At 62.2% G+C, this 23,826-nt stretch carries 29 protein-coding genes; 24 read left to right on the top strand and 5 right to left on the bottom strand.

From position 1 onward, the window contains the following. The first annotated feature begins 2 nt into the window (after nt 1-2). Both ACVOKO_RS10595 and ACVOKO_RS10590 read left to right on the top strand, forming a co-directional pair. Complete coding sequence (locus ACVOKO_RS10595) at nt 3-2,363, top strand: protein-disulfide reductase DsbD family protein (RefSeq protein ID WP_346498879.1); 2,361 nt, start codon at nt 3-5, stop codon at nt 2,361-2,363. Beyond that, nucleotides 2,363-2,953, top strand: coding sequence for a TlpA disulfide reductase family protein (locus tag ACVOKO_RS10590; protein ID WP_346498878.1), 591 nt, complete (start codon nt 2,363-2,365; stop codon nt 2,951-2,953). The genes ACVOKO_RS10595 and ACVOKO_RS10590 overlap by 1 nt, the downstream gene beginning before the upstream one ends. A 144-nt stretch (nt 2,954-3,097) precedes the next feature. Here ACVOKO_RS10590 and ACVOKO_RS10585 read toward each other — a convergent pair whose 3' ends face one another. Next, the gene (locus ACVOKO_RS10585) at nt 3,098-3,289 is read right to left on the bottom strand and encodes a hypothetical protein (protein WP_057626798.1); all 192 of its coding nucleotides are present in this window, start codon (nt 3,287-3,289) and stop codon (nt 3,098-3,100) included. A 2-nt stretch (nt 3,290-3,291) separates the two neighbouring features. Then, entirely contained in the window at nt 3,292-4,803 is a 1,512-nt protein-coding gene (locus ACVOKO_RS10580) for an FAD-dependent oxidoreductase (RefSeq protein WP_346498877.1), read from the bottom strand. Nucleotides 4,804-4,912: 109 nt separating this feature from the next. Here ACVOKO_RS10580 and ACVOKO_RS10575 point away from each other — a divergent pair, with 109 nt between their 5' ends. The 4 genes from ACVOKO_RS10575 (at nt 4,913) to ACVOKO_RS10560 (ending at nt 8,153) form a co-directional block, all read left to right on the top strand. After that, nucleotides 4,913-5,836: a LysR family transcriptional regulator gene (locus tag ACVOKO_RS10575; protein WP_346498876.1), complete on the top strand. Its 924-nt coding sequence runs from the start codon at nt 4,913-4,915 to the stop codon at nt 5,834-5,836. 294 nt (nt 5,837-6,130) lie between these two features. Beyond that, nucleotides 6,131-6,667: a hypothetical protein gene (locus ACVOKO_RS10570; RefSeq protein ID WP_346498875.1), complete on the top strand. Its 537-nt coding sequence runs from the start codon at nt 6,131-6,133 to the stop codon at nt 6,665-6,667. Between the two features lie 63 nt (nt 6,668-6,730). Then, nucleotides 6,731-6,955, top strand: coding sequence for a hypothetical protein (locus ACVOKO_RS10565; protein WP_346498874.1), 225 nt, complete (start codon nt 6,731-6,733; stop codon nt 6,953-6,955). 853 nt (nt 6,956-7,808) lie between these two features. Continuing rightward, a complete protein-coding gene (locus ACVOKO_RS10560) occupies nt 7,809-8,153 on the top strand; it encodes a GFA family protein (RefSeq protein WP_346498873.1) in 345 nt (114 codons plus the stop codon). A gap of 1,130 nt (nt 8,154-9,283) precedes the next feature. Here ACVOKO_RS10560 and ACVOKO_RS10555 read toward each other — a convergent pair. Next, entirely contained in the window at nt 9,284-9,535 is a 252-nt protein-coding gene (locus ACVOKO_RS10555; RefSeq protein WP_346498872.1) for a hypothetical protein, read from the bottom strand. Nucleotides 9,536-9,675: 140 nt separating this feature from the next. On the opposite strand from ACVOKO_RS10555, the gene ACVOKO_RS10550 reads away from it, so the two are divergent. The 16 genes from ACVOKO_RS10550 (at nt 9,676) to ACVOKO_RS10475 (ending at nt 20,856) form a co-directional block, all read left to right on the top strand. Continuing rightward, nucleotides 9,676-10,038: a DUF1801 domain-containing protein gene (locus ACVOKO_RS10550; protein ID WP_346498871.1), complete on the top strand. Its 363-nt coding sequence runs from the start codon at nt 9,676-9,678 to the stop codon at nt 10,036-10,038. Between the two features lie 284 nt (nt 10,039-10,322). After that, nucleotides 10,323-10,676, top strand: a complete 354-nt coding sequence (locus ACVOKO_RS10545; RefSeq protein WP_346498870.1) for a hypothetical protein — start codon at nt 10,323-10,325, stop codon at nt 10,674-10,676. 113 nt (nt 10,677-10,789) lie between these two features. Further along, complete coding sequence (locus tag ACVOKO_RS10540; protein ID WP_346498869.1) at nt 10,790-11,032, top strand: hypothetical protein; 243 nt, start codon at nt 10,790-10,792, stop codon at nt 11,030-11,032. Nucleotides 11,033-11,325: 293 nt separating this feature from the next. Next, nucleotides 11,326-11,703: a DUF4124 domain-containing protein gene (locus ACVOKO_RS10535; RefSeq protein ID WP_346498868.1), complete on the top strand. Its 378-nt coding sequence runs from the start codon at nt 11,326-11,328 to the stop codon at nt 11,701-11,703. Nucleotides 11,704-11,803: 100 nt separating this feature from the next. Then, nucleotides 11,804-12,307 carry a hypothetical protein gene (locus ACVOKO_RS10530; protein WP_346498867.1) on the top strand — a complete coding sequence of 168 codons (504 nt, stop codon included), beginning with the start codon at nt 11,804-11,806 and terminating at the stop codon, nt 12,305-12,307. Nucleotides 12,308-12,509: 202 nt separating this feature from the next. Beyond that, entirely contained in the window at nt 12,510-13,016 is a 507-nt protein-coding gene (locus tag ACVOKO_RS10525; RefSeq protein ID WP_346498866.1) for a GNAT family N-acetyltransferase, read from the top strand. A 46-nt stretch (nt 13,017-13,062) separates the two neighbouring features. Continuing rightward, on the top strand, nt 13,063-13,185 hold the full coding sequence (locus ACVOKO_RS10520; protein ID WP_346498865.1) for a hypothetical protein: 123 nt from the start codon (nt 13,063-13,065) through the stop codon (nt 13,183-13,185). Nucleotides 13,186-13,222: 37 nt separating this feature from the next. Beyond that, complete coding sequence (locus ACVOKO_RS10515; protein ID WP_346498864.1) at nt 13,223-13,618, top strand: hypothetical protein; 396 nt, start codon at nt 13,223-13,225, stop codon at nt 13,616-13,618. Between the two features lie 58 nt (nt 13,619-13,676). Beyond that, the gene (locus tag ACVOKO_RS10510; RefSeq protein ID WP_346498863.1) at nt 13,677-14,081 is read left to right on the top strand and encodes a lysozyme inhibitor LprI family protein; all 405 of its coding nucleotides are present in this window, start codon (nt 13,677-13,679) and stop codon (nt 14,079-14,081) included. A gap of 311 nt (nt 14,082-14,392) precedes the next feature. Then, nucleotides 14,393-14,779, top strand: coding sequence for a YbjQ family protein (locus ACVOKO_RS10505; RefSeq protein ID WP_346498862.1), 387 nt, complete (start codon nt 14,393-14,395; stop codon nt 14,777-14,779). Nucleotides 14,780-14,855: 76 nt separating this feature from the next. Then, entirely contained in the window at nt 14,856-15,284 is a 429-nt protein-coding gene (locus tag ACVOKO_RS10500) for a hypothetical protein (RefSeq protein WP_346498861.1), read from the top strand. Between the two features lie 29 nt (nt 15,285-15,313). Continuing rightward, nucleotides 15,314-15,646 (top strand): low molecular weight protein tyrosine phosphatase family protein, encoded by a 333-nt coding sequence (locus ACVOKO_RS10495; protein ID WP_346498860.1) that lies wholly within the window; start codon nt 15,314-15,316, stop codon nt 15,644-15,646. A 398-nt stretch (nt 15,647-16,044) separates the two neighbouring features. Further along, nucleotides 16,045-18,237, top strand: coding sequence for a TonB-dependent siderophore receptor (locus ACVOKO_RS10490; RefSeq protein ID WP_346498859.1), 2,193 nt, complete (start codon nt 16,045-16,047; stop codon nt 18,235-18,237). A gap of 305 nt (nt 18,238-18,542) precedes the next feature. Further along, complete coding sequence (locus tag ACVOKO_RS10485; protein WP_346498858.1) at nt 18,543-18,860, top strand: iron uptake protein; 318 nt, start codon at nt 18,543-18,545, stop codon at nt 18,858-18,860. 12 nt (nt 18,861-18,872) lie between these two features. Beyond that, nucleotides 18,873-20,540, top strand: coding sequence for a PepSY-associated TM helix domain-containing protein (locus ACVOKO_RS10480; protein ID WP_346498857.1), 1,668 nt, complete (start codon nt 18,873-18,875; stop codon nt 20,538-20,540). Continuing rightward, a complete protein-coding gene (locus ACVOKO_RS10475) occupies nt 20,533-20,856 on the top strand; it encodes a DUF3325 domain-containing protein (RefSeq protein ID WP_346498856.1) in 324 nt (107 codons plus the stop codon). Before ACVOKO_RS10480 ends, ACVOKO_RS10475 begins: the two co-directional genes overlap by 8 nt. A gap of 50 nt (nt 20,857-20,906) precedes the next feature. Here ACVOKO_RS10475 and ACVOKO_RS10470 read toward each other — a convergent pair whose 3' ends face one another. Continuing rightward, complete coding sequence (locus tag ACVOKO_RS10470) at nt 20,907-21,809, bottom strand: LysR substrate-binding domain-containing protein (protein WP_346498855.1); 903 nt, start codon at nt 21,807-21,809, stop codon at nt 20,907-20,909. Between the two features lie 98 nt (nt 21,810-21,907). On the opposite strand from ACVOKO_RS10470, the gene ACVOKO_RS10465 reads away from it, so the two are divergent. Together ACVOKO_RS10465 and ACVOKO_RS10460 are read left to right on the top strand one after the other, a co-directional pair. Continuing rightward, complete coding sequence (locus ACVOKO_RS10465) at nt 21,908-22,117, top strand: hypothetical protein (RefSeq protein WP_346498854.1); 210 nt, start codon at nt 21,908-21,910, stop codon at nt 22,115-22,117. A 407-nt stretch (nt 22,118-22,524) separates the two neighbouring features. Then, nucleotides 22,525-22,851, top strand: coding sequence for a hypothetical protein (locus ACVOKO_RS10460; RefSeq protein WP_346498853.1), 327 nt, complete (start codon nt 22,525-22,527; stop codon nt 22,849-22,851). A gap of 224 nt (nt 22,852-23,075) precedes the next feature. Here the strand turns inward: ACVOKO_RS10460 and ACVOKO_RS10455 are convergent, their stop codons facing one another. Then, nucleotides 23,076-23,789, bottom strand: a complete 714-nt coding sequence (locus ACVOKO_RS10455) for a YceI family protein (RefSeq protein WP_346498852.1) — start codon at nt 23,787-23,789, stop codon at nt 23,076-23,078. Nucleotides 23,790-23,826: the final 37 nt, after the last annotated feature.

The following is a 23,826-nucleotide window of genomic DNA, read 5'->3' as shown; positions in this document are numbered from 1 at the left end:
TAATGATGCTGTTGCGACAAATTGCCGCCTTCTGCCTGCTTTCGCTCAGCGCCCTGCCGGCGCTGGCCATCAGTGAAAAAGACCTGCTTCCGGTTGACCAGGCCTTCGCCCTGCGCGTTGAGGCCCCGAGCCGCGATCGCATCGAGCTGCGCTGGGACATCGCCCCGGGTTATTACCTTTACCACCACCGCACCAGCGTCAAGACTGGCCCGGGCTTCACCGCCGGCGCCCTGCAGATGCCGCCGGGCGAGAAAAAACACGACGAATTTTTCGGCGACGTGGAGACCTACCACCGCCAACTGCGTTCGGTATTGCCGGGCACCGCCGATGCCGGCGCCACCAGCGTCACCCTCGAAGTCCGCTACCAGGGCTGTGCCGATGCCGGCGTGTGCTATCCGCCGCAGAAACGCACCGTTGAAGTAAGACTGCCCGCCGCCGGTGCCAACGCGGCCCCGGCTGCAGCGGCCGCTCCGGCGGCAGCGCCGATGTTCAACCCCTTGGCCGGCAACGCCGGTGGCGGCCTCAACCTGCCTGGTACGGCCGCCGTGCAAGGCCTGCCGCTGCCGTCGGAAAAGGCATTCGGCTTCGAGGCCATTGTCGACAATGGCAACCGCCTGCTGCTGCGGTTCTCGCCGGCGCCGGGTTATTACCTGTACCGCGACCGCACCTCGCTGGCGCTGGAAGGCGCCGACGGCGTGCGTGCTGGCCGCCCGCAATGGCCGGCCGGCAAGCCCTACCGCGACGAACACTTCGGCAACGTGGTGGTCTACTTCGACCAGGTCGACGTGCCGCTGCCGCTGCGCCGCGACAAGCCCGAGGCCACGCCGGCCACCCTGGTGGTCACCTTCCAGGGCTGCCAGACCGACGGCATCTGCTATCCGCCAATGACCCGCCGGGTACGCTTGTCGTTGCCCGCCGGCAAGGTTTCGCAGAAGGAAAAGGAAGAACTGGCGGTCGCCCCGTTGGTGATTCCGCCGCTGCCAGCTGGCAAGAAGGGCGAAGTCACGCCGATGCCGCTGATCGACCCGGCCAACCCACCGGCACCGCAGCCGTTGGTTGTTCGCCCGGCTGCCGAGGCTGCCAGCCTGGCTGAAGCCGCGCCGGATGCATCGGCCGACAACACCCGCCGCAGCCAGCCGCCGGCAGACACCGCGGGCAGTGGCTCGCTGCTGTGGATCCTGCTGCTGGCCCTGGCCGGCGGCCTGATCCTGAACCTGATGCCCTGCGTCCTGCCGGTGCTGTCACTGAAGGTGCTGGGCGTGGCACAGAGCGGCGAAAGCCGCCAGCACGCGCGCAGCCATGCGCTCTGGTACACGGCCGGGGTGCTGGTCGCATTCACCATGATCGGTGGCCTGGTGCTGGCGCTGCGCGCCGCCGGCCACGCGGCCGGTTGGGGATTCCAGCTGCAGCACCCGTGGTTCATCGCCGCGCTGGTGTATCTGATGTTCGTGGTGGGCCTGAGCCTGTCCGGGCTGTTCACCCTGGGGGGCAACGCCGGCCAGCTCGGCCAGAAACTCGCCAGCCGCAGCGGCCCCAGCGGTGATTTCTTCACCGGCGTGCTTGCCTGCGTAGTGGCCAGCCCCTGCATCGCACCGTTCATGGGCCCGGCCCTGGCCTATGCCTTCACCGCGCCGCCGGCGCTGGCGATGCTGGTGTTCCTGGCACTGGGCCTGGGCCTGGCCTTGCCGTTCCTGCTCATCGGCTTTGTGCCGGCGCTGGCCAAGCGCCTGCCCAAGCCGGGTGCATGGATGGAAACCTTCAAGCACGTAATGGCCTTCCCGATGTACCTCACCGCCATCTGGCTGTTGTGGGTGCTGGGCAAGCAGCGTGGCATCGATGCGATGGGTTTGATGCTGGTCGGCATGACGATGCTGGCGCTGGGCCTGTGGTGGTTCGAGCGCAGCCGCTGGCACAGCCGCACGCTCGGCATGGTGCTGGGCGCGGTGATCGCGCTGCTGGCGCTGGTGCCGGTGTGGGGCGTGACCCGCCTGGCGCCGCCGGGTGCCGCCGTTGCCAGCGAAGGCAGCGTGGCCTACTCGCCGCAGATGCTGGACCGCCTGCGCGCCGACAACCGCGTGGTATTCGTCAACATGACCGCCGACTGGTGCGTCACCTGCAAGGCCAACGAGCGCAACGTGCTGGACCGCGACAAGTTCCGCGACACGCTCAAGCGGGTCAACGCGGTGTACATGCGCGGTGACTGGACCAATGTCGATCCGCAGATCAGCGCCTTCCTGGACCAGCACAAAGCCGTGGGCGTGCCGTTGTACGTGGTCTACGGCCCAGGTGCACCGCCACGCGTGCTGCCGACCGTGCTGACCCAGTCCGTCGCTGAAGACGCGCTGTTGCGCGCGGCACGCTGATGCGTCGCGCCGTGTGGTGGGTGGCGGGTATTGCCGCAGCGGCCGGATTGTCGGCTGGCGCTTGGCTGACCCGCCCCACCTCACCGCCGCTTCCTTCAATGAACGCACCTGCCGCGCCACTTGAATCGGCAACGCCGGTGCAGGGCGTACGGGTCGGCGAGTTGCTGCCGTCCTTCACTCTGCCCGACCTGGATGGGATGCCGGTGCAGTTCCCGGATCGCTTCAAGGGCAAGCCGCTGCTGATCAATGTGTGGGCGAGCTGGTGCGCGCCCTGCATCGAGGAAATGCCGGAGCTGGCGCGCTTTGCCGCGCGTCATGCCGATGATGGCCCGCAGGTGGTTGGCATTGCTCTGGATACGCCAGGGGCGGTGCTGGATTTTCTCGGCAACGTGCCGGTGTATTACCCGATCGTGATCGAGACACCGGGGCCGAATGACGCCAGCGTCAAGCTCGGCAATTCGCAGGGTTTGCTGCCTTACAGCGTGCTGCTTGATGCGCACGGACGCGTGCTCAAGCAGAAGCTGGGGCCGTTCAAAGCAGGCGAGATTGATGCCTGGGTGGCGGATGTGGGGCCAGCCGCAGCGGAGTGAATTCCTGCACTCTGGATGGGCCGTCAAGGTACGGCGCTTCTTGCTTCTTGCTTCTCGCTTCGCGCCTTACCCTCTCCCCAACCCCTCTCCCGGTGGGAGAGGGGCTTCGAGCCGCGGCCGGCGCGCTGCACGGCCCCGCTTGGCTTATTTCTTGAACAACAGCGCCAACACGCTCGGGCGCAGCGCCAGCTTCATCATCTGCCGGAACTCGGCCGGCGTCAGGCTGGTCTTGCACGGCAACATGCCGGCCACGCCGTCCATCACCAGCAAGCCATCCTCGGCCTTCACGTCATTGATGCGCACGTCCAGCTTCATGGCGGGGGTTGCAACCTTCATGCTCAGCCCTCCCAGTTGCCAAGGCCAACGATTTCACGGCCTGCAGCGCGACCGGAAATCATCGCCTCGGTCAGGTACGAACCGTTCTGGTACAGATCGGAGAACATCGAGCCCATCTCACCGGCTTCATACAAGCGCGGAATGTGCTTGCCATCGTGGTCCAGTACTTCGGACTTGATGTTGCGGCGCGCACCACCGCCGGTGCAGACGATCACCGGGTCCACGCGCATGCCATAGAACGGCGCCTGCGCGATCGGGAACAAGGTGTCCGGGTTGCGGCCGAAGTCCGCATCGTTCTTTGCTGCACACGCCGCGTTGTAACGTTCCACTTCAGCGCGCAGCTTGGCCGGGTCGCGGTTGATCTTCACTGCCAGCTCTTCCAGCGTGTCGGCCTTCTGGATCCAGCCCTTCTCCACTTCCACCGAGTTGTCCTCGGACCACTTGTAGCCGCGCACCACCGGGTTCCAGCTCATTACCTCCACCACCAGCTTGTTGTACTGGCAGGTGATGGCGTCAAAGATCATGTGCACCGGCTGCGCACGGTAATGCGGGGTGTCCACCCAATGGCCGTGCTTCTTTTCCTTGTAATGGGTGAGCTGCAACTCGGCGGTTTCGTTGTAGAAACGCTCGGTGTTTGCATCCACTTCAATCCAGCTGAAGCTCTGCCAGAAGAAGTTGCGCAGGAAGCCGTTGACGAAACCTTCCGGTTTGAAGCCCGGCCAGATGCCGCCCGACTGGCCCTGGTTGCGCATATGCCACAAATCGGCGCCGGCTTTCTGCAGGATCTTGATGCCGTCGCCGGTGTTGTGCGGCGTACCCAGCGGTGCCGGGTTGGCAAGACCGAAATAGTTGCGCTGCATGTCCAGGTTGGCTTCAAAGCCACCGGTGGCCATCACCACGCCCTTGTTGGCACGGATGGCCACGCGCTGGCCGTTCTGCTCGGCGATGACGCCGAACACTTCCAGCGTGTCCGGGTCCTGCACCAGATCCTTGAGCGGCGATTCATAGGCAATCTGGATGCGCGGGCGCAGGCGGATGTTCTCGCGGAACGCCAGGTACACACCGGACGGAATCGGCAGGATGGTGGCGGTGCAATGCACGGCTTCGCGCGCGCCGAACTCCGGGAACTCCAGCACCGCATCGCGCTCGGAGAAACCGGTGCCATGAATGAACTGGGCGCCGGCCTGGGCCGCACGTTCCTGGATCCACGGTTCCAGCGCTTCCATCGCCTCGGACCACGGCACCAGCATGTCTTCCGGGATCGGGTTGGCCACGCTCATCTTGCGCTGGTATTCGGCCAGCACCTTGGCGTTCTTGGTGATCAGCAGCGACTGGCCAGCCACGCGGCTGTTGCCGCCGGTCTCGGCCTCATTGGCCTTTTCCAGGATGAGGATGGACAGGTTCGGGTCCAGATCGTGCGCCTCGATGGCGGCACACATCGACGCCAGGCCAAAGCCGGCGATGACGAGGTCGTACTGCTGGTCCCACTGTTTGACGGCGTTGCGACTGGCCATGGTTCCCCTCCCGGGAGATTGCGATCAGCCGACTATCAGCGCCCGGCCCCGGCAACCGCCAACCAATTCGCGTACGATCCACAACCATTGGTTGTTACCGCGTGCCGCCATGGATCTCCGCCAGCTCCGCTATTTCCTGTCCGTGGTTGAACACGGCAGTTTCACCCGCGCTGCTGGGGCGACCGGCCGCACCCAGCAGGCGCTGAGCAAGGGCATCCAGGCGCTGGAACAGCAGCTGGGCGCGCGCCTGTTCGAGCGCGGCAGCCGCGAAGCCCGGCTTACCGATGTCGGCCGCCTGCTGATGGAACACGCCCAGCCCGCCCATGACGCCGTGCGCCGCTTCGAGGACCGCCTGCAGGAGCTGCAGACCGGCGCCGAGGGCCAGGTCCGCATCGGCACCGGCCCGAGCACGGCCGGCTCGCTGGTCGCCCCGGCGGTGCTGGCGCTGCGCCGGCACTGGCCGAAAATCGGCATCCACGTCAGTGGCGGCATCCTGCCCGAGCTGTTACCCAACCTGCTGGCGCGCGAACTGGATGCGGTGGTCACCCTGCACACCTTTGGCGACGGCGACCCGGACCCGCGCATCAAGAGCGAAGTGCTGATGCACGACGAGTACCGCGTACTGGCCAGCGTGCGCCACCCGCTGGCGCGGCAACGCGATATCAGCCCGGCACAACTACTGGAACAGGCCTGGATCTTCGGCCGGCGCTTGGGCGCGGTGGAAGCCGCGTTCCGCCAACGCTTCCATGAGGCCGGCCTGGAACCACCGCTCAACACCATGGAAAGCGGCTCGCCGGAATTCATGCGCGCGATGATCCGCGACGGCGGCTACCTCACCTTGTTGCCCAGCCGTTTGGCACAGGCCGAGTTGCTTGCCGGGCATTGGGTAAAACTGGACGCGCCGGGGTTTGCCTGGCAGCGACCAGTGATGGTTTACACCCGTGATGGCGAACCGCAGAGCGCGCCGCTCGCACGTTTTCTGCAGGCATTGAGGAATGCGGCGGAGTTGGCGCGGACGCGGGAAGTGGAATAGGCGTCAGCGTCAAACCTGACGGAAAGTCCCAGTAGCTCAGGTGGGCTATTCAAACTTGGGCACTGGGCGAATGGCTCCGATCAAAGCGCCGAAGATGCCATTACCCCGTTAGCGCATGAGTGTATTCACTATCACCGATTGGAACTGCTGTTTGCTAGCCACTCTCTGACTCGGCTTATGCAATGCCACAGAACATTGATCGCGCAGGTACATCTCCTTGTTCAAAACAACAGAAAGATGCGCAATACTCAGCATTACACCGCTCCCGCGCGGTCTACATAAGAGTTAGCGTCTATGCCAGACATAACGTGGACGTCGATACTGACAAGCAGCGTCATTGCGGCTGTGATTGGCGGCCTGCTAGGCGGCTTGGTCACGCTGCGCGTCGCGCGCAACCAGTACATCAACGACTACTACAAGCTTGTCGTCAAAAAGCGAATCGACGCATATGAGCACGTTGAAGATCTGATCACGCAGTTAAAGACCAGCCTAGCTGACGATCAGGACCGCAAGGTCTATCACTTTCTCTTTGCGGAGGGGGATGTCAGCCGGGCGCATAAAGCCCTCTTCCTTATCTCTGCCCAGTCAATGTGGCTCACTGACGAACTTGTAGACGAAACCGTGAAGCTCAATCGGCTTCTCTATCAATGCCCATCCCACCCGGCGGCAGCCATTGCGTTCGCCAAGGAACACTACCAGACTATCGCGGAAGCTCGCACACGCTTGGAAAGGCTGCACGCAAGAGATTTTGTCGTGCTTCACGAGGTCCGGCGGTTTCTCAAAACGAAACGACCAAGCGACTCATATGGCGCTCTTCCGGATAGGCGCTAATTACTCGTCCAAGCCGACGTCGCTCCGCGGCGCGGCTTAATTCAGGTGTTAGGTGCAACACGGATGCTTAGCCAAATTTCTGATACCTGGCAGTTCAATTTCTGGCTAGGTCTCGCCAGTCTTTGCGCTGGTTTAGTGGTCATTTCGCCCTGCCTGTTGTTCCCCACTTTGCGTCGCCGGATACTGCAGGCCGAGCTGGATATCGAGGGCGTGGGATTGATCGCACTGGCAGTCGCTATCGTTGCCATTGGATGCTACAACTACTTCAGTGGCACTGGTGGCGCCTAACAGTTCATTCCGCCTAGTCCGCTTCGCGGCGCGGCTTAAATATCCAGAACTAGGTGCCATGTCAAAATTAATCCTGATAATTGGACTAGTTATTTTGACGGCATGTAGTGAATCACCAAGTTCGGAGAGTCACAAAAATTCGCGCGGCGAGGCGCTTCCGGCGGCTCCTCCAGGCCCAGACTTCCGGGACTTGCTGGACGGAAAATGCCTTGCCAATAACATCAATCCTGTCGCGCTCAATGACTATGAGAGCTGCTTTGTCACCGAGCTATCCAAACAATGCAGCCCAGCGAACGATTGTCTCATAAGCTGCCTGGTTTCGGGTCAAGCGCGTCAGATCGGCGGCGGCTGTTGGCATGCGTGTTTCCAGGGAATCGTCAGCTACAACGCATATCATGAGCCGGCTCAGGCTGCCCGGTGCAGATTGCTGGATCCATATCAAACACCGCACAATTCATTCAAACCGAGACCGTTGCTCGGCTCGCCCTAATGCGGGCGTCAGGCATCAGAGGACAAATCTATGCGGGTTGACCTAGCCCTCTTTGACGGTGACGAAATGCTGACCCGAGGCACGTTCCGCATCGGCGCCGCCGAACTCGTAGATTCGCTCCCTGTGTTCAACATCACTCACAGGCTCGGGCCCGAGGTAGCGGACATTGTTCTTTCGGAGTTTCCTCCACATGTTGACCTCAAAACAATCACCCTTAAGATGCCAATCCATGAGTCCTCTGATTGGGAGTCAATCGACATGGGCAGGTACTCACTGGCGTTTTGGTGTCGACTGATGCCTGATGATTCCTTCAAGCCAACGCCGCCTCGCGGCAAGGCTCAACTCACGCCTTAGGAGACACACATGCAATCGGGAAGCTGTCATTGCGGAGCAGTGAAGTTCACCGCTCAAGGTGAGATTGACCAAGCCATTGAATGCAACTGCTCACATTGCAGCATCAAGGGACTCTTGTTCTGGTTCGTGCCGCGCGAAGCGTTTGCGGTCACATCAGGAGCAGACAAACTCACGACCTACACATTCAATACGCACAACATCCTCCACCAGTTCTGCTCGGTTTGTGGCTGCCAGGCCTTCGGCCTTGGGACCAAGCCTGACGGAACCAAGATGGCTGCAATCAATGTTCGCTGCGTGGATGGAATCGACCTGACGGAGCTCAAGCGCGTCCCGGTAAATGGCAAGGAGTTCTAGTGCGCAACAGCTGACATTTCGCTCATGTCGAACCCGCCGCAAGCTGCGGCTTGATTCCAGAGCTGGAACCAACACACACCTCATCGTTCAAGGAAGATAGATACGTGCGGATTTTTCCCTTTGCGCTCTTTTTCGCCATCGCTGGTATTGCTGGCTGCAACCGTCCCGTGAGTCCTGCTGAATTGAACGAGACCTGTGTTAGACGCCTCGGCGACCGGGCCAGCGTGACACCGGAGCGCGCAAGCAGATTTTGCTCGTGCTTTCTTGAGGCATCCCTAAAGAAAGTATCCGCAAAAACCCTTGCGCATGAATTCGAAACGGGAAGTAGCGAAATCTTCAAGAAGACCTTGCGTCCAGAGTTTGAGCAGTGCAAATCAGCCATGAGCGGTGGGTCCTGACAATACGTTCAGGCCGACGCCACGCCCCGAAGCCACACAGTGCCATTCCCTAGCACTTTCCGCCGCACCAGCACCCAATCGCCCCGCTACGAATTTGGCTCAGCTTGGGCATCAGGTGGTTCAATCAAATTTTTACAAAGGACGTAATTCCCATGATTGAAAAGCGCATTTACAAGTTATTGTCATTGGCATTTCTTCTGCTATGCATGGGCGCCTGGTCTTACAGAACATCACTATTTGAGATATATGACGCCGCTGCGGAAAGGAACGTGCAGCTCGACGCAGCGCATTCGGCCAAGACGTAAGTTATTGAAGATTTTGGCACCGCTCGACAGGTCGATCCAACCGAACATGCCGTGCGGTTCGGCTGGATCTAGACACCAACAAGCACAGCAAGCTGCCTGCGATATGGTAATGCGAGAGCAGCGACTCGGCAGCGGCGCGTACGCTCCACCCTTCGAGCATTCTGCAACCCACTGATGGCGATCATTTCAACAGATGCAAGCACGAGAAAGGCCACAGGCGTGAGCCTCGGCGATCGGCTATGTTACGAACCCTTTCCCTACTTGCTTTCAAGCGCCGACGCATGCAAGCGACTTCGATGATTGTTCGGAACCGGCGGTGGTTCAACTGCATCGCGTTGTCCGTCGCGCTATTGAGCGCGGGATGCATGGGTAAGAACGTCCCGGCGAAAGATCTGGCCCATAGTGACGGAATCGCATCGTCCTCTGGTCAAATTGGGATTCCGAGCTCAGCATCGGCTACTTCTGGAACATCGTCAGCGGCAACCGCCTGAAGAGCCTCTACTACGCGCATCATGGCGGTGTTCCCCGCTCGCAGTGCTACATCTACATCATGCCGAAATATGATCTTGGCATCTTCGTCATCACCAACCAGAGTGGCGACCAGACCGCACATGCCATGGAAGCAGCTATCGATGCGCTGGTAGAGAGAATCGCCACGCGGGAGAAGCTTTCTGCTCATGGGCTGCCCCGATAGCGTCTACCAGCGTTGGCCTGCTCGCCGTTCGGCGCTGTCCTTCATGCGTAAGCGCGCCACCCAACAATCACTTAAGCCGGGCTGCTTCATCGGCGGGCTCAGTTCCTGCATTGGATACCAACGTCATGGCTAAAAAATCCATTCAAGACCTTCTGGATGACGTCCGCCTGCTTGGCGAGGAGCAATTCTCTTTGCTCGAATCTGTCCGCGCGCTTGTAAAGAAAGCCATCCCGGCAGTGACCGAGGAGGTCAAGTACGGCGGCATTATCTTCAGCTCAGGGCAGTCGTTCTGTGGGGTCTTTGCCTATAAGCACCACGTCTCGGTCGAGTTCGGCAGCGGCGCCAGGATCCCGGACACGCTAGGCCACCTTGAAGGTGCAGGCAAAGGCCGGCGGCACATCAAGCTGCATTCGGCAAAGGACATCAACACCAAACAGCTGGCTCACTACCTTCCGCTGGCCCTGGAGGCAGCAAGAGGTGCGGCCTGACCATGCTAAAGCAATCCGCAGATTGCGATCTGGCCCAGCGCCAACCCTGGAGGGCGCATGGCAAGCACTCGTCATCTGAAAGGCATCTCCCGCTCACTCGGCGAAACCTTCATCAGCCGCAACAATGACCTTGCCGGCTATTGCGCACCGCATGACCCAAACATCGAGAGCCGAAGCACTCGGGCCAACGCTCTCCCACGCCGCGGTGTCTTGGCAGATGAGATCAACACAGCGGGACAGTAAACTTGCTACACCCACATCAAACCCCAATAGAAGAGTCATCCATGAAAGGAATCATCACCACCACCCTCGTCGCAGCGTCCCTGCTTGCGCTGCCCGGCATGGCTGCGCAGAGCAATCTGATTGAACGCAGCTGGGTGAAGGTCGACGAGAACCATGCGGAACTGGAGCACGCCGGTCGCGGCTATGCGCTGGATACCTACATCGTGATGTTTCAGCAGCCGTACTACATCCATGTCCGCAGCAAGGACAAGCAACCGCTTGAGGCCGCCGAGTTGGTGGAGATGGCCAGCGAGTACATCAAGCCGCGCGGTTGCACGCAGCCGTTGGAGCGGCGCAGCGATCTGGATCGAAGCAGCGCCGACAACTCCGAGCTTGTGCTCGGCTTCCAGTGCTGAGCAGGTCCTGCAGCCCGCCACTCAATCATCAGATACAAGCCTGCCGCTGACCTCGGTCAGCGGCACTCCGTTGGCGGTATACATCGCCCAACCTCGACGCTTCGGTGCCTTGCATGTTTGAACTCTTCGCCGTCCCCATCCTGATGACGCTGCTGGTGCTGCTCGCAGCCATTGCGCTGTTCAAGTTTCGGGCGCGCTTTGCGAATTGGCCGATCCTGTATCGCGTGGTGCTTTCGGCACTGATCGCGTCGTTTGCCCCCACCTTTTTGGTGGCCGGCCACGGCGGGGTTCCGCTTCCCACCATCACCGGGCTCGTTCTCACGCTCATGCAGATGGAGTGGCTGGGTGACGTTTGACTATCGATCATGGGGGTTGGGTCGAACAACATGGGAATCTACCTTCCTCCTTTCCTCGTCTGCTTCGCGTTTAGCCTGCTCCTGGCCTGCAGCACATTCCGCAATCGCGTGCCCGCCATAAAGCCTTCGCAGCCCTGGTGAGCTGCCCTGGGCTTCCCTGAGCCCATCACCGAAACCACGATCTGGCCGGGCGCAGCCTTTGCCCTGAAACGCTGTGCCCGTTCCGGATTCGCGCTTCCGAAGCCGCCATAATCAGCCCCCTCTTTCGCCTATTCATATTTATGGGAGCTTCGATGACAAAGGCCTGTCTGCTCGCGCTGGCAACCACGCTTGCCTGTTTTGCTCTGCCCTCGGCGCAGGCCCAGGCTGTGTACAAGTGCACCGGCCCCAAGGGTGAGACCAGCTACCAGTCCATCCCCTGCAGCGAAGGCGAAACCTCGTTGCGCCGTTACGCGACACCCTCGGCCTCCAACCCGACCCAGGCTATCTCCGCCGCCCCGGCCGGCCCGGGCCAGCAGCGTGTGCAGGTGCGTTACACCACCACTGCGGCCAACGAGAAGTGCGATAGCGCCAAGGCCCTGCGCACTGCAGCGCTGGGAGCGGCCGGCGCGCAGGCAAGCGCCGAAATGCGCGGCAACCTGGACCAGCAGGTCGACGCCGCCTGCCGTTGATGTACGCTGGCGCCGCGTGGTTCGCGGCCTGACCGAAGCCGTTGAGCCAGCAACCGCTCCCGATGTCGCCGCTGCCTTGCCTACCCGTGCAGGAGAGTCCGTGAGCCACTCCTTCAAGAGAACACTGATCCTCGCGCTGCTCCTGCCCTTCTGCGCCGTCGCCCAGGGCGAGCCCGCGCTGAAGGTCGACAGCGCTCAGGTCGTCGGCCTGACCGCCTTGCTGGAAGCACAGCCAAGGCATCCGGAGGCAACCAGCATCCGCGCCTTGCTGCTTGAGTGGGAGGACAGCACCAACGACGCAGTGGATTACGTCTGCCCGGATGTGTTGGCACCGGTACCTGGCAAGGGCATAGCAAATGGCCCCGAGCTGTTGGCGCAGTTCATTTTTGGCAGTGCGGCCTTCCAGGTGGCCAATCCATCGCAGAAGGGCGCGCTGCAGCCCTCCCAGCTCGCCGGCATGCGCAGCATGCTCAAGGCCTACAAGGTCTTGCTCGCCGCCGACGCCAATGCCCGCATTCCCCGCTTTGATGCGCTGGCGGCGATGGATGCGCAAGGCACGCTGCCGGCATACCTTGAGCCGATAGTGACGTTGAGTTGCAGATGATGCTTTCGCTGCGTTCAAACGCGCAGCGTACGTTCGTGACCAAACCCGCTGACACAACGTCAATCCTATCCGCACGCTCTTCCTTCATCGCCGTGCACGCTTTCAAGCTTCGTTCGCGCATCGATCTTGATCTCACAACTAATTTCGAGCCGTGACCGCACTGCGTGCATCATTCGCTCACAACCACCCAAGCCAGACAAGCATGAACCTGCAGATCCGCCATGAAACAGCCAATGACAGCGCCGCCATTGAAGCGGTGACCATCGCCGCGTTCGCACACGCCGCGTACAGCAGCCATACCGAGCAGTTCATCGTGGCCGCGCTGCGCCGCGAAGGGCAACTCAGCGTTTCCCTGGTTGCCGAAAGCGCCGGTGTCGTTGTTGGCCATGTCGCTGCATCGCCGGTCACCATCAACGATGCCCACGTTGGCTGGTATGGCTTGGGCCCGGTTTCGGTAATTCCGTCACTGCAGGGCCAAGGCATTGGCACGCAGCTGGTGGATTCCGCGCTTGATCTGCTTCGTCGGCACGGCGCGTCAGGCTGCGTGGTGTTGGGGGAGCCCGCTTATTACCGACGGTTTGGTTTCGAAGCGACGCCTTCGCTGGTGCTGCCGGACGTACCCGCCGAGTATTTCCAGGCCCTTTCGTTTGACGGCACGCTGCCACAGGGAATGGTTGCCTATCACGCCGCGTTCTCCGCGCAGGAATAAGCTGCGTATTGCGCCGGCCAGCGGTTGCGAATAAAGGAAAACGCTCGTGACCGAAGGCTCTCACCTGACCCGCAACTCGGCCGGCACTTCCGGACTGCGCCTGCTTGCCGGCGGTCGTATTCGTTGGCAGAGTGATGCCGCTTCACTCATCCGATCAGCGCAGATCTGACGGACTTGCTCCCCACGCTCACAGGAAGGATCCCAGGATGCGCAGCACTCGCTCACACATCACCGCCAGCAGCAACGTGCCGCAACCCTCGCAGTTGCGGCGCGGCGTACCTGCGCTGCTCGGCATACTGCTCGCCTGCCTGCTGGTGGCCTGCGGCAAGCCGGTGCCTGCAGACAAACAGGCCTATATCGGCAGCTGGGAATCTGAAACCACCTCGCTGCTTATCGACGCCAGCGGCCGTGTGGTCTACGAACACCAGCCCAGCCCGTCGACAAGCAAGTCTCTGGATGCGCCCATCAAGGCCTATGAAGGCAACGATTTCATCGCCGGGGTTGGCCCATTGACCACGCGCTTCGTGGTGTCGGTGCCGCCGCACCAGGTTGACGGCAGCTGGAAAATGACCGTCGATGGTCAGGAACTCACGCGTCGTTGAGCCCGCAGGCTGACGATCATCACGGCAGCGTCGCTGCCCTCCTGACATCAAGGTTCACATGATCCGCTCGTTGACTATCGCCCTGCTGCTTTCACCCGCCATCGTCTGGGCAGCGCCGCAAGCGCGGCCGGATCATCAGCAGGTCTACAACGACTGCCTTGCAGAAGCCGGCGGCATCAACAACGGCACAGTTGATGCGTGCTCCAGCGCTGCCTCCGACAGCGCCAAGGCGGAGATGACCCGCTTGTACCGCACGCTTTACAGCCGGCTGCTGGCCGAGAACGCGGAGGATGCCGCACAACTGGAGCGGGCACAGAAGGCCTGGCTGGTATACCGCGACCTGCACTGCCAGCTTGCCGGTTCCTACGTGGGTTCACCGATGTATTCGTTCTGCCCGATGCAGTTGAACATCAGCCGGGTAAGCGAACTGCGTGAACTGGTTGGGGAGTCTCCGTCTCCATAGTCGCGCGGTAGAGACGTTTGATAGCCCTGCCGAGCATGGCTCGGCACTACATGTTGGTTCTTTGGGCTTGGCAGATCGCATCACCGTAGCCCGGGTAAGCGCAGCGCACCCGGGAAGCAGCTGGCCGATGATGTTACCGAATGCGTGCCAACAACCCCGGGTGCGCTGCGCTTACCCGGGCTACCTTTTGTTCGGCTTTTCACTCAGCCCTTTCAGGGCAGGTCTGGACGCAGGACGCTACCGAGGCACCTGCGTAAAAGCATTGCGCCATACTCCGCTTTCATCACTCCACCATCCGCCAAGGCCAGCCCATGTCCGACCCGTACAACTCGTCCTCACCACGCTCGGCGGCAGCCGCTGTTCTCAACGATTCGATGATCACCACTGCGCTGGAACTGCCGGGTTATCGCGCCGTGCGCAACCTCGGCCTGGTGCGCGGCATCACCGTGCGTTCGCGTTCCATCGTGGGCAACTTCCTGGGTGGGCTGCAGACCATTTTTGGCGGCAACATCACCATCTATACGGAGCTGTGCGAGCAGGCCCGTGATGAGACCTACCGCGACATGGTGACCCACGCCCGCCAGCTGGGCGCCAACGCGATCATCGGCGTGCGCTACGACGCCACCGAGTTGATGACCGGGCTCACCGAGGTGCTTTGCTATGGCACCGCCGTGGTTGTCGAGCCGCAGCCGCGCTGAGCACAGCGATGGAGCGCGCTGTCCCCCTGCCGATGATGCCCACAGAAACGTCGCTGGCAGCAGCGCCTGCTCGCGCATGAGCAATCAGATGCGAGCCTGCGTGCTGGCGCAGCTTGTTGGCATCGGCGTAATTGTGCCCACCATGCTGGTGGCGCTGTTCTACAGCGTGCCCGGTGTGATGTTTGCACTGGAGTCACTCCAGGCTGGTGAGCATGTGGCTGACGCCGTCCAGCTTTTGCTGTGCATTGCCGGCGGCTGGCTGGGCATCGTCGCGTTATGGCGCGCATATGCAGTGCTGAGCAGCGATCAATTGGTCTTCAACAAGACCTTGGTCTGGATCGGCTTCAGCTGTGGCTGCCTGGTGTCGCTGCTGCTGATCGGGAATACAAACGGATCGCTGCTTTTCCGGATTCTGTTTTTCGGCTGGCCACTGCTTGGCGTCGCCGTGTTCACTCCGCTGCTGACGCGTTGCCGCCAAGGCGAGCGCTCAGCGCCGCATGCCTGATCAATCGCCCAACCCGAGCCAGCGTCACCATGCCACGCAACGTGCTTTTCATCTGCAGCCAGAATCGCCTGCGCAGCCCAACCGGCGAGCAGGTGTTCGCCGACTGGCCCGGCATCGAGACGCAATCGGCCGGGCTGGGCAACGATGCCAACACGCCGGTATCGCCCGAACTGCTGCACTGGGCAGACCTGATCTTCGTGATGGGAAAAGCGCATCGCAACAAGCTGTCGAAGAAGTTCCGGGCGCACCTGGATGGCAAGCGCGTGATCTGCCTGGATATCCCGGATGACTACGACTATATGGACCCGGTCTTGGTGCGGCTGCTCAAGCACAAGGTGACCCGCTTCCTGCCTGTGGCTTGAGCAGGGCATATCGCGCGGGGTACTCGGGCCAGGCGGAATACCTGCGGCAGCCAGCAACGCTGATCTCGCCGCCCTCTCCCCAACCCCTCTCCCGTGAAGGGAGAGGGGCTTTGGTTCCACGGGCGCTGACAATGCGCTGCAGACGCCTGGATCGCCCCAGCGAAGGGTCCGGGACGGTCCTTCGCTGAGAAAATCGCGCCAGTCACAGCCTGCCGGAACCGTGCGAAACGCACCCTGCAGCGCTAGCTGACTCAGGGAACAGTTGCAAAATGCAAATCATTCGCATTTAATTTCGCACTAACATTGCCGCCCGCCTGAGCGCAGTCATGCCCCGCACCGGAAGCGGGCAACGCCCCGCACGTGGCTAATCCCCTGCTTTCTTCCGTTCAGGCCCACTCATGCACCGCAACCGCACCTCCCTCCGCCCGGCCATTGCCGCAGGCGTTTCGTTCCCGTCCCGGCTCACCCGCCGCCGCCTGCAAGCGGCCATCTGCCTGGCTCTGTTCAGCAGCTGCGGTGCCGTGCTGGCGGCGCCACAGGCCGCCACTGGCAGCGCTTCCGGCGTGGAAAATGACACCGCTACCCAACTGGATACGGTGCGGGTGGTGTCCCAGCGTGCCAACCGGGTCAGCAATGGCGCCACCAACCTGGACCTGGACATCAAGGAAACCCCGCAGTCGATCAGCGTGGTCAGCGGCGAGCAGATGCAGCAGTTCGGCATCGACAACCTCAACGATGCGCTGCGCCTGGCCACCGGCATCCAGGTGGAGGAGTGGGAAACCAACCGCACCAACTACGTGGCGCGCGGCTTCGACATCAAGAACACCCAGATTGACGGCGTCGGCCTGCCCAACGACTGGGGCATCGTCACCGGTGCGATGGACGCCTACGGCTACGAGAAGCTGGAAGTCATCCGCGGCGCCAATGGCCTGCTCACCGGCGTGGGCAACGCCTCGGGCACCATCAACTATGTGCGCAAGCGCCCCACCAACGAGGCCAAGGGCCAGCTGGGCGTTAGCGTGGGTTCCTGGGGCAAGCGCCGCATTGAGGTGGATTACGCCACCCCGTTCACCGACGACGGCCGCTGGGCCGGGCGGGTGGTGGCCGCGCACGAAGACGGCGACTCCTATCTGCGCGGCTTCAACACCGACCGCAACTTCCTGTACGGCGTGGTCGATGGCCAGATAGGTGACAACGGCACCTTGACCCTTGGCTATTCGTGGCAGAAGGCCAACAGCGACCAGAACATGTGGGGCGCGCTGACCTTCGTCAACGCCGACGGCAGCCAGGCCTCCTGGCGACGCAGCGCGTCCACCACCCAGGATTGGACGTATTGGGATACCAAGACCGAAACCGCGTTCGCCGAATACACCCATCAGCTCGGTGCGGATTGGCAGGTCAAGGCCTCGTACAACTACCGCAAGATCGGCAGCGATGACCAGCTGTTCTTCGCCTACACCACCACCGGCCTGGATCCGCTTACCGGCGAAGGACTGGTGGGTTGGTCGTACAAGGGCATCGACGAAGGCAGCTCGCATCTGGGCGACATCACCGTAAATGGCCGCTTCCAGTTGTTCGGGCGCGAGCAGGAAGCCATGTTCGGTTTCAGCATCGCCAAGAGCGCGGAGACCACCTGGGATCACCCGGTGGATGGCAGCGATCCCTCGTTCGGTGCGTTGCCGGCATTCCCGTATGCAGGCAACGTCATCGCCGAACCGCAATGGGGCGCGCGCACCAAGGCCAGCTGGACCAACCAGCGCCTGAAGCGCGGCTACGGCGCCACCCGCTTGAGCTTTACCGATCGGCTCAAGGCCGTGGTCGGCGTCAACTGGGCCGAGTATCACCGCGACGGCAACAACGGTGTGACCTTCAGCCAGACAGAGGACAACGTCAGCCCGTACGCCGGCCTGACCTGGGACTTCAACGACAGCGTGCTGGGTTATGTCAGTTACTCCGACATCTACCAGCCGCAGGATCAGTACGACATCAAGCACGTCTACCTGGATCCGACCAAGGGCGTGAACTACGAAGTCGGCGTCAAGGCCGAATGGCTGGACCGGCGCCTGCTGACCACGCTGGCCTTGTTCAAGGCAAAGCAGGAAAACCTGTCCACCTATGGCGGCTATGACTTCGCTACAGCCAACTACTGGTATTACGGCGTGGACGTGGAGTCCAAGGGTGTCGAGTTCGAAGCCACCGGCAAGCTCAGCGACAACACCAACCTTGTACTTGGTTACACGCAGTTGAAGATGAGCAACCAGGACGGCGGCAGCACCTATACCTGGGTACCGCGCCGCACTGCCAACCTGATGCTGACCTCACGCCTGCCAGGTTATGAGGCGCTGTCATTCGGTCTGGGCGGGCGCTGGCAGAGCGATACCTCCACCAAGGAGAGCTACACCAACATGGTGGTCCGCCAGGGCAGCTACGCGGTGCTCAACGCCTTCGTAGCATGGGACGTAATGCCCAATGCCACGGTGCGCGCCAACATCAACAACCTTGCCGATCAGAAGTACATCAACAGCCTGTATCAGATTGGTTATTACGGCGCGCCGCGCAACTACCAGTTGAGTTTTGACTGGCGGTTCTGAGTGCGGCTGATGGCAATACGGCCGTAGGTTGGCTTTTGCTTTTTGGCTTTTGCTTTTTGGCTTTTGCTTTTTGGCTTTTGCTTTTTGGCTTTTGCTTTTTGGCTTTTGCTTTTGAGCTTTTGGCTTTTGCTCCATCCCCTCTCCCCTTGCGGGAGAGGGTGCCCAACGGGCGGGAGAGGGGTAGCACTTCACGGCCAACCTTGCCCACTCCCTGAGCCTCCCCCTCTCACCAACCCCTCTCCCGCAGGGAGAGGGGCTGCAAACACCGCTTCACCCTTCATCGATACCTGAGACCACCCCACGCCATGTCCCAACCCTCCACCCTCGCTGCTCCATCCCGCTCACGCCGCCGGCAGATCGTGCTGCGCGTGCTGATGGCCATGCTCGGCGGCTACGTCTTTGCCTGGGGCACGGTGGCGCTGGCAACCTGCCTGTTGTTCGCGGCCAAGCTGGACTTCCACGATGCCGAGTTCCTCGGCGCCTTCATCGGCCTGCTCGCCTATGTGCTGGTGTTCCTGTGGAGCATCGCAAGCAGACAACTGCTGCGGGTGGGCATCGTATTGCTTGGTGGCGGCCTGCTGATGGCGGGGCTGGCCTCGCTCGTGCAAACCCTGTTGGTGTGAACGGAGAACCCCATGTTCAATAGTTTCCGGCAAGCCATGGCGTGGCTGCATACCTGGTTCGGCCTGGTGCTCGGCTTCGTGCTGATGGCAGCGTTCTTCTTCGGCGCGCTGTCCGTGTTCGATCGGGAAATCGATCGCTGGGCCATTCCCGCCACGCGCATCCAGCCGCAGGCCATGCCCTCTTTCGAAAAAGTGCTGCAACCGGCCTTCGAGCGCATGCAGCCGAACAAGGAAGCCATCGAGGCGATGCGCCCACGCGTCAACGGGCCAATGCCGACACACTTCGACAAGGTCGCCAGCTGGAGTGCCTACACCACCCACCGCGATCCTGTCCTGGCCTTGTATGCCGGCTACCAGGTGCCCAACGCCAAGGACCCGGAAGAACTCATCTGGGCCTACGCCACCATCGATCCACGCGATGGCAGCGTGCTGCCCGATGACCGTCTGAAGATCGGCAGCGGCTTTTTCTTCCCGCTGCACTATGGACTGACCCTGGACTGGAAAAACCTGGGCATCTGGATCGTCGGCTTCTCCGCGTTGGTCATGCTGGCCGCGCTGATCAGCGGCGTGGTGATGCACCGCAAGCTGTTCCGCGAGTTTTTCACCTTCCGCCCTGGCAAGGCGCGGCTGCGCAGCGTGCTGGACCTGCACAACCTCACCGGCGTGGTGGCATTGCCGTTCCACTTCTTCTTCGCGCTCACCGGCCTGCTGATCTTTGCCGGCACCTATTATTTCCCGGTCGGCCACACCCAGCTGCACGATCTGCATGACCTGCACGAACGCACCGAGGCGCAGGAAACCGGCCTGCCACACCAGCGCGCCGGGGTTGCCGCAGGGCTGGCATCGGTCGATGCGATGGTCGCGCAGGCACAACAGCGCTGGCAGGCCAACGACAAGGCCGGTGATGTCGGCTTCCTGGTGCTGCAACACGTGGGCGATGCCAACGGTTACGTCAGTGTCTATCGTGCCGGCACCGACCGCATCGCACTGGTCGGCGACGGCATCCACTTCAATGCGGCCAACGGCAAGTTGATCCGTGAGGACCCGGCCGCAACGCCGGTGGCACGCATGAGCGAGTTCCTCACCGGCCTGCACCTGCAGCACTTCCGCCATTGGCTGCTGCGCTGGCTGTACGTGCTCGGCGGCCTGGCCGGGGCGGTGTGCATTGCTACCGGCTTTGTCTTCTTCGTCGAGAAGCGCAAGCGCCAGCACGCGCTGCAAGGCAGCCAGGGCGCGCGCATCGTGGATGCGTTGGCGGTGACCACGGTAACCGGCATGGTGCTGGCCACGCTCGGCATCCTGATTGCCAACCGCCTGCTACCCGACGCCCTGCCCGGCCGGGGTGATTGGGAACGTTATGCGTTCTGGGCAGTGTGGGCGCTGGCGCTGGTGCATGCCGGCATACGCGGCGCACCTGTGGCGCGTGGGCTGACCAACCCGGCATGGCGCGAGCAGACCTGGGCCATCGCGGTATTGGCCGTGGTGGCGGTTGCACTGAACTGGATCACCACCGGCGACCACCTGCTGCGCACCTTGTCGCAAGGCTACTGGCCTGTAGCCGGCATCGACCTGTTCCTGCTCGGCACTGCAGCCGTGGCGATGATTACCGCGCGCAAGCTCGGCCAGCGCGCGCATGCCAAGCAGCTGAGCCACAGCCAGAATGAGAACGCCCATGCATGACTCACTCTCCGCCAACCTGATGCTCACAGGCGCGCTGTTGCTCGGCTTCTGCGGCATGGCCTGGCTGGCGTTGTCGATGCAGGCACATGCCCAGCAGGTGTGGCAACGCCAACCCTCGCCCGCGGTCCTGCGCCTGCTGCGTATCCTGGGCGGCTGCAGCATCGGCGCCGCGCTGGTGCTGTGCCTGAGCGTGGACCACGCAACCATGGCGGTGCTGGTATGGGTCATGGCCTTGAGCGGTGGCGCGTTGTTGGTGGCGTTCACCTTGTCGTCGCGGCCACAGCGCCTGCGTGTTCTGGCACCGTGGATCAGCTAGGCGTGCGAGTCGCTCACGGCATGCTGCGATTGCAGGCTCCGACGCGCGGCTCACTGTTGGTGTTGTTCACCCATCAGGACTCGATACTCGGCGGCTTCCGCATGCAGCCATTGCCGGAATGCCTGAAAGCCACCATGGCTCTTCGATCGTTCGGGATAGACAAGCCAGTGCGACCACGCCGTCTTCAGACGGTGATCGGACAGCAACCGCAACTGGCCTGACTGCAGCAGCAGTTGTGCACGCGTCACCCGCCCGAGTGCCACGCCCACGCCTTCCAAGGCCGCACGATGGTGCGATTCGGAATCATCGAAGATCGCGACATAGCGCTTGGGCGCGTTTGCCCCGGTCAATGCGAACCAGCGGTCCCATTCGCCATCCGGGTCACCCAGCAGCGGCCAGTCCGCCAGCGGCTTCGCACCGATGCCGCCCATGCGCTCCACCAGTGCCGGGCTGGCCATCGGTACCAGCCACTCATCGATCAAGGGTTCTGCGATCACTCCCGGCCAGCGACCATCGCCGATACGCATCGCCCCATCAAACTGCAGCTGCCGTTCGAAATCGATCAACAACTGGTTGGATTGCAGATTGATCTCAATCTGTGGATGCGCCGCCACGAAGCGACCCAGTCGCGGCACCAGCCATGCCGAGGCCATGGTCGGCACCGCACTGATCGACAACACGCAATCGCGCCGCGCCTGGAAGGGGCGGAAGGCCTCGTTGATGGCATCCAGGTGCGGCCCGACCTGATCGAGCAGGCGCCGCCCTTCCGGCGTGACTTCGACGCCACGCGCCTGCCGCAGCAGCAGCGGGTAGCCAAGCCGCTGTTCCAGCTGCCGCATCTGATGGCTGAGCGCGCTGACGGTGACATTCATCGCCTCGGCGGCACGCGACATGTTGCCCATGCGCGCGGCAAGCACGAAGCCGCGCAGGAACTGGAGTGGTGGCCCGCTCATATGCCTTTAGTAATTCTCAACCCTTGCTTGAGGAATGCTCGCTTTTACGGACTATAGCGCGGAACTAACCTCAACCTCTCTCAAGACGGAGCAGGAAAATGAACATCTATACCGATCTGTTGTTCATGCATGGCCACATCACCAATGTGGCGCTGGCCAGGGAGTTGGCCGGAGACGCTGCCGCGCCCCCCGCCCGCGAGGACACCGCTACTGCGGGCAAGCCACTGCGTGATGGGCGTGAGCGCAGGCAAGCTGACGAACCGACGCGGAAGTTGCCCCGAGCAATCGATGCCTGCTCGAATCGGTGAACCGGCAATGGCCCCGCTTTGGTAGCCCGGGTAAGCACAGCGCACCCGGGGCATTTCTCGCAGAGCCACACTACTCACCGATCAGAGTTCCCCGGGTGCGCTGCACTTACCCGGGCTACTGCCCTTGTGGGAGCGGTGTAAACCGCGAAGCTAATGTTGCGGGAGCCATTGGAACCCGTGCCAGCTGACGATGTATCTGCTTCGCGGCTTACGCCGCTCCCACAAGAACCATCAGGCCATTTCACCAGAACGCTGGATGTCGTAAGCCTGGGAGGCGCAGCTCATTGGGGGCTTTTTCAGCACAGCCGCAATCCTGCCGAGCATCGTTCCCCGAGTGCGCTGCGCTTACCCGGGCTACCGCTCTGCATTGAAACGCACTGTGTTCAAACGGCGCTTATGATGCCCGCATGAAAACCCGCAACTGGCGCGGCCGCGCGGCGGCCTTGCTTACCACCGTCGTGATTCTGTGCATTGTCTCCAACCCCGAGCTGGCTACGCTGGTTCCTGTGCTGGATGCCTTGGGGCTGGAAGTGCTGCTCGCGCTTTTTTCCGCGCAACTGATGGTGATCTTTTCGGATGTGCTGCTGCCATACGCGCGGCATGGCCATCAGCGTTGGGGCAGGCACGTGCTGAAGCCGGTTGGTGCTGCGCTGCTGTGCTTTGCCGGCGGCTATCTGCGGCAGCTGAGCGGGCATGTGCGGCTTGCCGGGATGCCTGCGCGCTCGTTTTTGTAGGAGCGGCGTAAGCCGCGAAGCTGAGGTTGCTGTAGGAGCGGCGTAAGCCGCGAAGCTGAGGCAGCTGAAAGCATTGGCATCTGTGCGAGTTGATGATGTGCCAGCTTCGCGGCTTACGCCGCTCCCACAAAGAGCCACAAAGAGCCGGAACACCGGAACGACAAAGGCCCGCCAATGGCGGGCCTTTGTGCTTGTTGCCTGCTACGAAGAAACCGCGGCTGCGATTACTTGGCGGCAGCTTCCTCGGCCTTCGGGATCGAGGCTTCGGTGGTGATGCGGATCTTGACGTCGTCGCTCACGGCCGGGGCATAGGCGCCGATGCCGAAGTCGCTGCGCTTGATGGTGGTGGTGGCATCAAAGCCCACCGACGGCACCTTCATCATCGGGTGCTCGCCGGCGCCGTTGACGGTCACGTCCAGCACCACCGGCTTGGTCACGCCCTTGACGGTCAGGTCACCGGTCACGCTCAGCTTGTTGGTACCGGCGGCTTCCACCTTGGTGCTCTTGAAGGTGGCGGTGGGGAACTTGGCGGCGTCGAAGAAATCGGCGCTGCGCAGGTGCTCGTCGAACTTGGCGGTGAAGCTGTTCAGGCCCGACAGCGGCAGGGTCACTTCCACGCTGGACTTGCCGACATCGGCCGCGTCGTACACCAGGGTGCCGTCAGCATTGCCGAAGTGCGCGGTCGGGTTGGAGAAACCCATGTGGTTCCACTGCACCAGCACGTCGGTGTGGCTCGGGTCGAGCTTGTAGGTACCGGCCGCGATCTGGATTGCAGCGGCTTCCGGGGCAGCCGGCGCGGCAGCAGCAGCGGCATCGGCCGGAGCAGCGGCGGTTTCGGCCGGGGCGGCAGCCGGGGCAGCGGTGTCGGCCGGCTTGGAGCAGGCGGTGATGGCAGCGGCAAGGGCCAGCGGGAGCAGCAGCTTGGACAGGGTGGACATGGGTCTCTCCTTGGAGGTGATAGACGGAATGCAATCA

Source organism: Stenotrophomonas sp. STEN240 (assembly GCF_056756175.1).
The sequence above is the reverse complement of the archived record's forward strand: the minus strand, read 5'-3'. Positions and strand labels throughout refer to the sequence as shown.